The 11,470-nt window shown below is 65.1% G+C and carries 10 protein-coding genes; 6 read left to right on the plus strand and 4 right to left on the minus strand.

What is annotated here, in order from left to right; genetic code table 11:
• From ruvB to AC630_RS35055, 4 genes are all read right to left on the minus strand, one after another.
• Window positions 1–680: Holliday junction branch migration DNA helicase RuvB (ruvB, locus tag AC630_RS35040; protein ID WP_074122977.1), on the minus strand; the 680-nt coding region annotated here is incomplete at its 3' end.
• Entirely contained in the window at window positions 677–1,294 is a 618-nt protein-coding gene (ruvA, locus tag AC630_RS35045; protein WP_074122978.1) for a Holliday junction branch migration protein RuvA, read from the minus strand. The genes ruvB and ruvA, both read right to left, overlap by 4 nt.
• A gap of 178 nt (window positions 1,295–1,472) precedes the next feature.
• Window positions 1,473–2,000 (minus strand): crossover junction endodeoxyribonuclease RuvC, encoded by a 528-nt coding sequence (ruvC, locus tag AC630_RS35050; RefSeq protein WP_074122979.1) that lies wholly within the window; start codon window positions 1,998–2,000, stop codon window positions 1,473–1,475.
• Between the two features lie 238 nt (window positions 2,001–2,238).
• Entirely contained in the window at window positions 2,239–2,985 is a 747-nt protein-coding gene (locus AC630_RS35055; RefSeq protein ID WP_074122980.1) for a YebC/PmpR family DNA-binding transcriptional regulator, read from the minus strand.
• 209 nt (window positions 2,986–3,194) lie between these two features.
• On the opposite strand from AC630_RS35055, the gene AC630_RS35060 reads away from it, so the two are divergent.
• From AC630_RS35060 to AC630_RS35080, 6 genes are all read left to right on the plus strand, one after another.
• Window positions 3,195–4,940 carry a methyl-accepting chemotaxis protein gene (locus AC630_RS35060; protein WP_074122981.1) on the plus strand — a complete coding sequence of 582 codons (1,746 nt, stop codon included), beginning with the start codon at window positions 3,195–3,197 and terminating at the stop codon, window positions 4,938–4,940.
• Between the two features lie 132 nt (window positions 4,941–5,072).
• Window positions 5,073–5,249 (plus strand): hypothetical protein, encoded by a 177-nt coding sequence (locus tag AC630_RS45875; protein WP_167561340.1) that lies wholly within the window; start codon window positions 5,073–5,075, stop codon window positions 5,247–5,249.
• Window positions 5,250–5,314: 65 nt separating this feature from the next.
• A complete protein-coding gene (locus tag AC630_RS35065; protein ID WP_208867086.1) occupies window positions 5,315–5,779 on the plus strand; it encodes a (2Fe-2S)-binding protein in 465 nt (154 codons plus the stop codon).
• 8 nt (window positions 5,780–5,787) lie between these two features.
• On the plus strand, window positions 5,788–7,965 hold the full coding sequence (locus AC630_RS35070; RefSeq protein WP_074122982.1) for a xanthine dehydrogenase family protein molybdopterin-binding subunit: 2,178 nt from the start codon (window positions 5,788–5,790) through the stop codon (window positions 7,963–7,965).
• Window positions 7,962–9,305, plus strand: a complete 1,344-nt coding sequence (locus tag AC630_RS35075; protein ID WP_074122983.1) for a c-type cytochrome — start codon at window positions 7,962–7,964, stop codon at window positions 9,303–9,305. The genes AC630_RS35070 and AC630_RS35075 overlap by 4 nt, the downstream gene beginning before the upstream one ends.
• 204 nt (window positions 9,306–9,509) lie before the next feature.
• Window positions 9,510–10,781 carry a site-specific integrase gene (locus AC630_RS35080; protein ID WP_074122984.1) on the plus strand — a complete coding sequence of 424 codons (1,272 nt, stop codon included), beginning with the start codon at window positions 9,510–9,512 and terminating at the stop codon, window positions 10,779–10,781.
• The last annotated feature ends 689 nt before the right edge of the window (window positions 10,782–11,470 follow it).

Below are 11,470 nucleotides of genomic sequence, written 5' to 3' on the forward strand. Positions count from 1 at the left end.
AGGCGGCCGGCGATGCGCGGCGTGCCGCGGGCGCGGCGCGCGATCTCGTTGGCGCCGTCCGCGCTCATGCCGACATTGAGCACGCGCGCGCCGCGGCTGACGATGCTTTCGAGCTCCTCGATCGTGTAGAAATTGAGCCGGACCGGGATGCCGAAGCGGTCGCGCAAGGGATTGGTGAGAAGGCCGGCACGCGTGGTGGCGCCGACAAGGGTGAATTTCGACAGCTCGATCTTCACCGAGCGCGCCGCCGGACCCTCGCCGATGATGAGGTCGAGCTGAAAGTCCTCCATCGCGGGATAGAGCACCTCTTCGACCGCCGGGCTCAAGCGATGGATTTCGTCGATGAAGAGCACGTCGCGCTCTTCGAGATTGGTGAGCAGCGCGGCGAGATCGCCGGCCTTGGCGATCACCGGGCCCGATGTAGCGCGAAAGCCGACGCCGAGCTCCTTGGCCACGATCTGCGCCAGCGTGGTCTTGCCGAGGCCGGGCGGGCCGACGAACAGCACGTGATCCAGCGCCTCGCCGCGCTTGCGCGCCGCCTCGATGAAAATCGAGAGATTCTTGCGCGCCTGCTGCTGGCCGACGAAATCGGACAGCGATTGCGGGCGCAGCGCGGTGTCGCCGACATCGTCGCTACGGCGTTCGGGCGAGACCATGCGGCTGGCCTTGGGATCGCTCACTTCGCGAGCTCCTTCAGGCCGAGGCGAATGAGCTGCGCCGTTTCAGCATTCTCACCGGCGCTGCGCGAGGCCGTTGCAATGGCCGCCGCGGCCTGCGGCTGGCCGTAGCCGAGATTGACCAGCGCGGAGATCGCATCGGCAACGGGCCGCGGCGCGCGCTGGTCGTCGACGGCGCCGGCGAGATGCACGACGGCGGGGTCAACACTGGCGAAGGCCGGCGCCTTGTCCTTCAGCTCGGTGACGATGCGCTCGGCGACCTTGGGGCCGACGCCCGGCGTGCGCGACACCGCGGCCTTGTCGCGCAGCGCAATGGCGTTGGCGAGATCGGCCGGCGCCAGCGTGCCGAGCACCGCGAGCGCGACCTTGGCGCCGACGCCCTGCACGGTCTGGAGCAGGCGAAACCATTCGCGCTCCTGGTCGGTGCGGAAGCCGAACAGCTTGATCTGGTCCTCGCGGACATGGGTCTCGATCGACAGCACGGCGGCTTCGCCCGGCGAGGGCAGATGCTGCAGCGTGCGCGAGGAGCAGTGCACCTGGTAGCCGACGCCGCCGACGTCGAGGATGACGAAATCCTCGCCGTAGGTATCGATCAGGCCTTTGAGCTTGCCAATCATGATGCCCCCACGGTCGCGGCCCGACCGTCTCTTTCGTCATGGCCGGGCTTGTCCCGGCCATCCACGTCTTCGATACCGGCAACAAAGAACGCGGATGCCCGGCACATAGGCGAGCGAAGCGACGCCGTCCTTCGGACGGCTAAGGCCGGGCATGACGACGGGGATACGTAGCGTACGATCATAACCCCGCCACCTTCAGCCTGAGCGCGGTGCTCTGGCGGTGATGGGCGTGAGTGATGGCGATGGCAAGCGCGTCGGCGGCATCCGCCGACGGCGGCTCGGCCTTGGGCAGCAAAATCTTCAGCATCATCGCGATCTGTTGCTTGTCGGCGTGACCAGCGCCGACCACCGTCTTCTTGACCTGGTTCGGCGCGTATTCGGCGACCGTGATGCCGAACATTGCTGGCGCCAGCATGGCGACGCCGCGGGCCTGGCCGAGCTTCAGCGTTGCAACGCCATCCTTGTTCACAAACGTCTGCTCGACCGCCGCTTCCATCGGCTTGTGGTCGGACAGGACAGCCGCGAGCCCTTCATGGATCCCGAGCAGGCGGCTCGACAGCGGCAGGTCGTCCGGCGGTTCCACCGAACCGCAGGCCACGTAGATCAGGCGATTGCCCTCAGCCTCGATCACGCCCCAGCCGGTGCGGCGCAGGCCGGGGTCGATGCCGATGATGCGAACGGGGCCACGAATCGGGAGCGCGGTCATGGGCCAGTGATAGCGGCTGGCTGCCGTGGGGGAAACAGAAACAGAACGGAAGTAACAGGGGAAGTGGCGGCGCGGTGATGGTCGGGCGGGCGCCCGCCTCTCACTCCGGCGTCATACCCCGCGAAGGCGGGGTATCCAGTACGCCGCGGCGTCTCCGTATTCTTCTGGCGTCTCCGGAATACTGGGTCGCCCGGTCAAGCCGGGCGACGACAGCGGAGCATGTGCTAACGGACAGGTCCTACCCGCCCATCTTCGCAACCAGCGCGTCCGAGATCTCGAAATTGGCGTAGACGTTCTGGACGTCGTCGTGCTCGTTGAGCAGGTCCATCAGCTTCAAGAGCTTCTCGCCGGTCTCGTCGTCGACCGCGACCGTGTTCTGCGGCTTCCAGATCAGGGCGGCCTTGCGCGGCTCACCGAACTTGGCTTCCAGCGCCTTGGCGACGTCGCGATAGCCTTCGGTCGAGGCGTAGATCTCGTGGCCGTTCTCACCCGAGATCACGTCGTCGGCGCCGGCCTCGATCGCGGCATCGAGCATCGCATCGTCGGAGGCGACGCTGCGGTCGTATTCGATGATGCCGGTGCGATCGAACATGAAGGAGACCGAGCCGGTTTCCCCGAGATTGCCGCCCGACTTGGTGAAGAAGGAGCGGATATCGGAGGCGGCGCGGTTGCGGTTGTCGGTCAGCGCCTCGACGATGACGGCGACGCCGCCGGGGCCGTAACCCTCGTAGCGGATCTCGTCATAGTTCTCACCGTCGCTGCCGAGCGCCTTCTTGATGGCGCGCTCGATATTGTCCTTCGGCATGTTCTCCTGGCGCGCGGCGATCACGGCGGCGCGCAGGCGCGGGTTCATGTTGGGGTCGGGCGTGCCCAGCTTGGCTGCGACGGTGATTTCCCGCGCCAGCTTGCCGAACAGCTTCGACTTCTGCGCATCCTGCCGCCCCTTGCGGTGCATGATGTTCTTGAATTGGGAATGTCCGGCCATGCGTGGTCTCTTGGTCTTTCGGGAATCGTCCGCCAGCGAGAATGGAAGCGCGGCGTTATAGGCCGCCAACCCATCGGAATGAAAGGGTTCTCTCACACTTTAAGGTAATATTGTAGGGTCACTTGCCCAAGAGTCAGGCGTCGTTAACCCTGATTTCATTCCGACTTGCGAAAATTGCGTCCGCCCATCCCCCGACAAGAGTTGACCCGATGGCGTTCGCATTATTTCGGAAGCGTCTGCCGGACATGCCTGCGCCTGCCGCGCCCCCGCAGGCGCAGCCGCCGGTCGATCCCGCACCAGCCCCGGCCACTGAGGGCGATTCCGCCCGGGAGATCCTGGAACTGCTGGAGCTCGAGCTCGGGGCGATGATCCGCCAGCTCGAGCGTGCCGCGAATTCGGTGGCTGGCGGTGCCGAGGCAACCGCGGCGACGCTTGCGGATATCCGCGAGCGCACCGAGGCACTGACCGGACGCAGCAACGCCGCGCAGTCGACCGCCTCCACTTTCGCTCGCGCCGCCGACAAGTTCACCCAGTCCGCGCAGGGCATCGGCACACAGGTTCGCGAGGCCGGCAAGCTTGCCGACGCGGCCAACGCCGCGGCGCAGGAAGCCCGCGCCAATGTCGATCGGCTGCGCGAGTCCTCTGCAGCCATCGGCAACGTCGTCAATTTGATCGCGCAGATTGCGCGGCAGACGACGCTGCTCGCGCTCAACTCGACCATCGAGGCCGCGCGCGCGGGCGCGGCCGGCAAAGGCTTTGCGGTCGTCGCCACCGAGGTGAAGGCGCTCGCGGTGCAGACCCAGGGCGCGACGGAGGAGATTTCCAGGAAGATCGACGCGCTTCAGCGCGATGCCGCCGGCTCAGTGGATGCGGTACACCGCATTTCACAGGCGATCGAGGCGATCCGCCCGGTGTTCGAGACCGTCAACGGCGCGGTCGCCGAGCAGAACGCCACCACCAGCGAAGTCTCCGGCAACGCCGCCAGTGCATCGGAGTTCATCGTCTCGGTCGGCGAGAGTGCGGCCGAGATCGATGCCGCGACCAAGGCTGCCGAGACCCATGGCGAGAACGTCGCCAGCGCCGGCAAGGCCGTCACCACCTTCGCGCAGAAGCTGAAATCGCGCTGCGCGGTATTGCTCCGCCAGAGCGAGCCCGACGAGCGCCGCAAGACCGCGCGGCTGCCCTGCCATCTCAAGTTCGAAACCGCGAGCGGCGTCTTGCCGGTCTATGAAATCTCGATGGAGGGCGTGCTGATCGGCGGCGCGGATGCGGCAAAGCTCGCAACGCAGGCCGTCATCGAGGGCGCGCTCGAGGGCGTCGGCGCCTGCCGCCTGCGCGTGACCGAGCAGTCCAAGGCGGGCGCCCGCGCGCAGTTCGTCAATCCCAATGCCGAGCTCAGCGAGAGGATCGAAGACAGGCTGTGGTCGATCCATGAGGAGAACACGGAGTTCGTCACCCGTGCCATGGAGGCGGGCAATGCGCTGACCAGGATCTTCGAACAGGCGGTTGCACGCGGCGAAGTCAAAATCGATGACCTCTTCGACACCGATTACGTGGAAATCGCCGGCACCAACCCGCAGCAATACCGCACCAGATATCTGGACTGGGCCGACCGCGCGCTGCCGCTCTTCCAGGAAGCATTTCTCGCCAAGGACCAGCGCATGGTGTTCTGCGCCATGGTCGACCGCAACGGCTTCCTGCCGGTGCACAACAAGATCTACTCGCATGCGCAGCGGCCGGGCGACGTCGCCTGGAACACCGCCAACAGCCGCAACCGCCGCATCTTCAACGATCCGGCGGGGCTCGCCGCCGCGCACAACCTGCGCTCGTACCTGGTCCAGAGCTATGCGCGCGACATGGGAAACGGCAACACCGTGATGATGCGCGAGATCGACGTCCCGATCAGCGTGCAGGGCCGGCACTGGGGCGGATTCCGCACGGCTTACAAACTCTAGAGCCTGGTCCGAAAATGTGCAGGGCTGACGGCCGTCGCGTTTCTCATCGCGCGACGCTCGCCGTCGTCCGACTTTCGCAATCGCACGAGTTTCGTCATCGCATGGTTTTGCGCGATCGCACGATCATCTGCGATGACCGACGGCGCGTATGTAGAAAATACGTCAGAAAATGACGATTATCATATCAATGAGCCCAAAACCGCAGCAGCGATCGCCGCACAAATTCGTGAACGTCATGGCCTGATGCGCTGGGCGCGCAAATATGCATCGCGAAGAATTTCGATGCTTCATCGTTTCGCATCGGTATGATTATGGTCGCACGGACATTCGCCGACCTGATCGCCGTAAGCGATCCATCGAGCAAGGGGATGCATATGGCAACGACTCTGACCATCAACGGCGAGACAAAGTCCTTCGACGCGCCACCTGAAATGCCGCTGCTGTGGGTGCTGCGCGACATCCTCGGCATGACCGGCACCAAGTTCGGCTGCGGCATCGCGCAATGCGGCGCGTGCACGGTGCATGTCGACGGCAAGGCGGTGCGCTCCTGCGTCCTGCCGGTCAGCGCGGTCGCGAACCACGCCATCACCACGATCGAGCACGTCGGCAACACGCCATCGGGCGCGAAGGTCCAGAAGGCCTGGCTCGATCTCGAAGTGATCCAGTGCGGTTACTGCCAGTCCGGCCAGATCATGGCGGCCGCTGCGCTGCTGGCCGCAACGCCCAACCCCGACGATTCCGACATCGACGCTGCAATGGCCGGCAACATCTGCCGCTGCGGCACTTATGTGCGCATCCGCGAGGCCATCAAGCAGGCCGCCACCGGCCGTCAGTCGTGAGGTCCGCCATGATTATCGACAAGACTCTTCCCAGCGTCTCCCGCCGCTCCCTTCTGACCGGCGGCCTCGCGACCGGTTTCCTGCTCGCCTTCCACCTGCCGCTGCGCGCTGCGGTCAACGAGCCGGTGCAGCCGCGCGATTCGACCGACGGCAGGTTTGCGCCCAATGCCTTCATCCGCATTGACGAGACGGGCCGCACCGTCCTGATCATGCCGCAGGTCGAGATGGGCCAGGGCACCTACACGTCGATCTCTGCGGTGCTCGCCGAAGAGCTCGACGCCGACTGGAGCAAGGTCGAGGTGCAGCACGCGCCGCCGAACGACAAGTTCTACGGCAATCCGACCTTCGGCCTCCAGGTGACCGGCAACTCCAACTCGATCCGCGCCTGGTGGATGCCGCTGCGCAAGGCGGGCGCGACCGCCCGCGCAATGCTGGTTCAGGCGGCTGCCAGCCAATGGGGCGTCGAACCGGCGAGCTGCACGGCCTCGAAGGGCGAGGTCGCGCATGCCGCAAGCGGCCGCAAGCTCGGCTATGGCGAGCTGGCGCTCGCCGCGCAGGCCCAGACGCCGCCGAAGGACGCTGCAGTCAAGGACCCCAAAGACTTCGTCATCATCGGCCAGCCCCTGAAGCGGCTCGACACGCCGGACAAGGTCAACGGCAAGGCCATCTACGGCATCGACGCGATCCTGCCCGGCATGAAGTTCGCGACCGTCGCCGCCTGCCCCGTGTTCGGCGGCAAGGTCGGCAAGGTCGATGACAGCGCCGCGGTGAAACTCCCCGGCGTGCGCAAGATCGTCGTGCTCGACGACATGGTCGCCGTGATCGGCGATCACATGTGGGCGGCGAAGAAGGGCCTCGAAGCGCTCAAGATCGAGTGGAACGAAGGACCGAACGCTAAGATCTCCACCAAGGACATCTGGCAGGATCTGCGCGCGGCCAGCGAGAAGGACGGCGCGGTCGCGAAATCCGACGGCGACATCGCCAAGGCTCTGGCCAGCGGCGACAAATTCGAGGCAGCCTATGAGCTGCCGTTCCTGGCGCATGCCTCGATGGAGCCGATCAACGCCACCGTGCACGTCAAACCCGACTCCTGCGAGATTTGGACCGGCACGCAGATCATGACGCGCGTGCAGTCCGAGGCGGCAAAGGCTGCCGGCCTTCCCGTCGACAAGGTGATCGTCAACAATCACCTGCTCGGCGGCGGTTTTGGCCGGAAGCTCGAACCGGACATGGTGATTGCGGCGGTGAAGATCGCCAAGCAGGTCGACTATCCCGTGAAGGTGGTGTGGACCCGCGAGGAAGACATCCAGCACGACGTCTATCGTCCGATCTATCGCGACCAGATCACCGCATCGCTTGTCGACGGCAAGGTCGCGGCCTGGAAGTACAAGGTTGCAGGCTCGGCAATCCTGGCGCGCTGGCTGCCGCCGGCGTTCCAGAAGGGCATCGACATCGACGCAGTCGACGCCGCAGTCGATGCTCCCTACGACTTCGCGAATTTCCATGTCGAATATGTCCGAGCCGAGCCGCCGGCGGTGCCGACCGGCTTCTGGCGCGGCGTCGGCCCGAACAACAACGTGTTCGCGGTCGAGTGTGCGATGGACGAGCTCGCGCGCAAGGCCGGCAAGGACCCGATCGAATTCCGAAGGTCCATGCTGACGAAGAACCCACGCATGCTCGCCGTGCTCAACCTCGCCGCCGAAAAATCCGGCTGGGGCCAGCCGTTGCCGGCGCGCGTCGGACGTGGCGTCTGCGTACAGCCGTCATTCGCGAGCTTCATCGCGACCGTGGTGGAAGCCGAGATCGACGACATCGGCGAGATCGCGCTCCGCCGCGTCACCTCGGTGGTGGACACCGGCATTGCGGTCAACCCGGACACGGTGAAGGCGCAGATCGAGGGCGGTCTGATCTTCGGTCTCACCGCCGCGCTCTATGGCGAGATCACGATCGACAAGGGCCGCGTGCAGCAGTCGAACTTCCACGACTACCGCATGATGCGCATCAACGAGACGCCGAAGATCGAGGTCATCGTGGTCAAGAGCGGCGAGGCGCCCGGCGGCATTGGTGAGGCCGGCGTCAACGCCGGACCGCCGGCCCTGCGCAACGCGATTCTTGCTGCAACCGGCGTGACGCTGCGTCGCCTGCCGATCGATCGAAAACTCCTGGCTGTGGGGAAGAAGGCATGAGCGGGAAAATGCGTATCCTCGCAAGCCTCGTCGCGATCGCCATCGTGGCGGTGGCGCTCGGTGTCTGGATCATCCGCGGGCCCGGCCCGCTCGACTTCGCCGGCGGCACGAAAGTGGCGCTGGCGGATCATCGCGCCGGCAAGCCGACCGGCGTACCGGCGAAACTCGAAAAGGCTGGCATTGTCGAACGCGGCGAGTATCTGGCGAAGGCCGCCGACTGCATGGTCTGCCACACCAAGCCGGGCGACAAGGAATATTCCGGCGGGCTCGGCTTCAAGCTGCCGTTCGGCACGCTCTATTCGACCAACATCACGCCGGACAAGGAAACCGGCATCGGCAATTACAGCGACCAGGACTTCCTCAACGCGGTCCAGCACGGCAAGCGTCATGACGGCGCGCGGCTCTATCCGGCGATGCCGTATACGTCCTACACCTACATGACCGACGAGGACGTGCTGGCGGTGAAGGCCTATCTGTTCAGCCTGCCGGCGGTGCGTGCGAAGGCGCCGGAGAACACGCTGTCATTCCCGTTCAACCAGCGCTGGGCGATGATCTTCTGGTCGGCCGTGTTCAATCCGGACACGCGCTTCACGCCTGATAGCTCGAAGAGCCCGGAGTGGAATCGCGGCGCGTATCTCGCCGAAGCGCTGGCGCATTGCGGCGAGTGCCACACGCCGCGCAATCTCGGCTTTGCGCTCGACAACCGCAAGAAGTTCGGCGGCGCGATCACGGCCGGCTGGCGCGCCTTCAACATCTCCTCCGACAAGGCGATGGGCCTCGGCAACTGGCGTGATGAGGATCTGATCTCCTATCTCTCGCTGGGCCACGCCCCGGGCCACGGCTCCGCTTCGGGTCCGATGGGTGAAGCGGTCGACCGTAGCTTCAGCCAGCTCGCGCCCGAAGACATCCGCGCGATCGTCGTTTATTTGCGCAGCGTGCCGCCAGTGCTCTCGCCCGACCTGCCTGCAACCACGGCACCCGTCGCACCCGCTTCGCATAAGGACGGCGTTACGGCGGATGCGCGCGGCAAGAAGGTGTTCGCCAGCGCCTGTGCCAGCTGCCATGGCTGGAGCGGCGAAAGCCCGGTCTCGCCGATGGCGACGCTGACCGGCACCTGGGCGGTCAACGACCCCGCCGCCACCAACGTCGCGCAGATCGTGCTGTCAGGCACCAAGCGCCACACGCCCGACGGCGCTCTCTCGATGCCGGCGTTCGGCAATGCCTACACCGACGACGAGATCGCGGCGGTGGCGAACTACGTGACGGCGCGGTTCGGCACGAAGGGCTCGAAGCTGACGGCGAAGGACGTGGCGGAGCTGCGGGAGCAGACGGCAGAGTGAGTATCGCAGCGAACACCACTGCACCTTCTCCCCTTGTGGGAGAATTTTGCATTTCCTTGCAGCGTCTTGCATTACCCAGGGATCTTCTAAGCCCCTGAAATCCATAGTAAATTCTGCACAGTCCTGAAGCGGGGCGCAAGAGGTTGCACCCCGCACTTCCCGACACCGGGCCGGACACTAAACAAACAGGAATGTGCAGGATCAATGGCTAAACCCCGCAACTACTCTCTTGAGACTCCCACCGCGCGATTGAAGCTCGATATCCGCAAGAAGCCCCACTGGCAACGGCTCGGCCCCGGCCTCTCGCTCGGCTATCGCCGCAACGAAGGCGCAGGCACTTGGTCGATCCGCGCCGCTGATGGCCAGGGCGGCGAATGGCTGAAGAAGTTCGGCGTCGCCGACGACTTCGACAAGGCTGACGGAAAGGCGATCTTCAACTACGGCCAAGCCGTCACCGAAGTGCGCAAGCTGGTGCGCGGCGGCGACGAGGACGAGGTCGAGGAGGAACAGGGCAACAAGCCGGTCACTCTCGGGATCGCCATGGATCGATACAAGGACGATCTGGCGGCGCGCGGCGCGGGCGCGAGCAACGCGACGACCCCGAAGGGCCATCTGCCCGCCAGCCTCCTGACCAAGCCGGTCCCGCTGCTCGACTCCCAGGAGCTGCGCAAGTGGCGCGACGGGCTGCTGGCGAAGATGGCCCCGGCCAGCGTCAACCGGTACTGCAAGGTGGTCAAGGCGGCGCTCAACCTCGCCGCCAAGAGCGACCGGCGCATCAAGAACGAGCACGCCTGGACGACCGGGCTCCAGTTGCTGCCCGATGCCAACGAGGTCAACAACGTCATCCTGACCGATCCGCAGGTCATCAGCTTTGTCGGGGCTGCGTATGCCCACGATGAGAAGCTCGGCGAGTTCACCGACGTGCTGGCGCAAAGCGGCGCGCGGCCCTCCCAGGCCGCTCGGCTCTATGTGCGGGACCTGATCGCGCACAAGACCGAGCCCCGGCTGATGATGCCGAAGTCGGCCAAGGGCGGCGGCCTCAACCGCACGAGCAAGAAGGTCGAGCGCTATAGCGTGCACATCACCCCGGCGCTGGCCGAACGGCTGGCGAAGGCGGCGAAGGGTCGGCCCGCGAGCGCACCGCTGCTGTTGCAGAGCAATGGCAAGACCTGGGGCGTCGATGGCAAGGGCGTCTCGGACGACTATCGCGAGGACATCGCGGAGGTCGTCAAGGCCATCGGCCTCGATCCGGACGAGGTCACGCTATACGCGCTGCGCCATAGCTCGATTGTCCGCAACCTGCTGCTCAACGTCCCCATCCGGGTCGTCGCGGCAAGCCACAACACGAGCGTCGCGGAAATCGAGCGGACCTATTCGAAGTTCATCACCGAGCATTCCGGCAACCTCTCGCGCCGCGCTCTGCTCGATCACCAGGCCGCACCAGCTGCCGATAACGTGGTCCCCATGGCTGCCTGATCAGCGCCCCGCTAAGGCGGGGCTTTTTTTTGTTTTCGCGATCCCACAGGCTGCGTCTACGTCCAGTCGAAGCGCATGGGGCAGAAGCGTGCGGGACGTGGCGCTTGAGTGCAGCCAGCCCTTCCGCGTTCTCGTCCGACTTCGATCTGTTGGCCCTCAACTTACTTTTCCAGTTCCTTTAGGCGCTCCTCGGCCTCTTCAAGCGCCTCCTTCAACTCCGCGATGTAGTCCTTAAGCTCCTCGGTTCTTTCGCGTCGGCTTGGTCTCCATCCTGGAGGCCCCCCGAAGCAATAGCCGTACCATGGGCCGAAACCCCATAGGCGCCCTGCTTGCATGCACATGGCTGAAACCTCCCTAACTGGTCTTTGTGTATTATAGCAAACCTGAGCGACCAGTGTGGCGAGTTAGGACACTCCCAAATTCAACTAAGGACACTGGGGCTTAAACGCGGACACTGCCGGGCCGAGCATCTCGCGCTTTTTCGCGAGCCGGGGGGACGCTTCCGGCAAAAATCGGCGGCTGCGATCCCCTGCCGCGAGTGCCCCCATCGAGGTGCCACTAGGCACGTACTCATAAATCTTCGGCGATGTCCGCTTCGCTCCGATGCCGACCGCCTTTGTGCAACCGCAGCAATGTTGCGATACAACCGGACCTTCCAAGTCTCACATTTTCAAAACTTTCGCGGATAG

Source organism: Bradyrhizobium sp. AS23.2, assembly GCF_001908185.1.
GTDB lineage: Bacteria > Pseudomonadota > Alphaproteobacteria > Rhizobiales > Xanthobacteraceae > Bradyrhizobium.

Coding starts and splice junctions, on each gene's coding strand:
- AC630_RS45875 (WP_167561340.1), top strand. CDS start 5,073: ATGACCGACGGCGCGTATGTAGAAAATACGTCAGAAAATGACGATTAT.
- ruvC (WP_074122979.1), bottom strand. CDS start 2,000: ATGACCGCGCTCCCGATTCGTGGCCCCGTTCGCATCATCGGCATCGAC.
- AC630_RS35075 (WP_074122983.1), top strand. CDS start 7,962: ATGAGCGGGAAAATGCGTATCCTCGCAAGCCTCGTCGCGATCGCCATC.
- AC630_RS35055 (WP_074122980.1), bottom strand. CDS start 2,985: ATGGCCGGACATTCCCAATTCAAGAACATCATGCACCGCAAGGGGCGG.
- AC630_RS35070 (WP_074122982.1), top strand. CDS start 5,788: ATGATTATCGACAAGACTCTTCCCAGCGTCTCCCGCCGCTCCCTTCTG.
- AC630_RS35060 (WP_074122981.1), top strand. CDS start 3,195: ATGGCGTTCGCATTATTTCGGAAGCGTCTGCCGGACATGCCTGCGCCT.
- ruvA (WP_074122978.1), bottom strand. CDS start 1,294: ATGATTGGCAAGCTCAAAGGCCTGATCGATACCTACGGCGAGGATTTC.
- AC630_RS35065 (WP_208867086.1), top strand. CDS start 5,315: ATGGCAACGACTCTGACCATCAACGGCGAGACAAAGTCCTTCGACGCG.
- AC630_RS35080 (WP_074122984.1), top strand. CDS start 9,510: ATGGCTAAACCCCGCAACTACTCTCTTGAGACTCCCACCGCGCGATTG.